Source organism: uncultured Shewanella sp. (assembly GCF_947495455.1).
GTDB lineage: Bacteria > Pseudomonadota > Gammaproteobacteria > Enterobacterales > Shewanellaceae > Shewanella.
Window position 1 is genome coordinate 1 of record NZ_CANLZC010000301.1, and the last position, 260, is coordinate 260.

General features: G+C 40.4%; 1 protein-coding gene. It reads left to right on the plus strand.

The features are described from left to right. The coding region (locus Q0791_RS25170; protein WP_299011979.1) for a winged helix-turn-helix domain-containing protein at positions 1-260 on the plus strand (260 nt) is incomplete at both ends.

A 260-nucleotide genomic window follows, 5' to 3' on the forward strand; every position in this document is an offset into this window, starting at 1 on the left:
ACAGAAGGTATCGATGCATTGAGAAGTGATATGTCTAATCAAAATGCGAGTAAGATGACTCATGCACAAAAGCAAAAGTTGTTTACCTATATCGATACTGCCAGCCGCTCAGAAGAAGGCGGGCGACTCATAGGTAAGGATATTCAGCGTTATATCCAATCTGAGTTTGGTATTCAGTATCATTTAGATCATGTCTACAAGATCCTGAAAAACATTGGACTGAGTTGGATCACGAGTCGTTCCCAACATCCTAAACAATC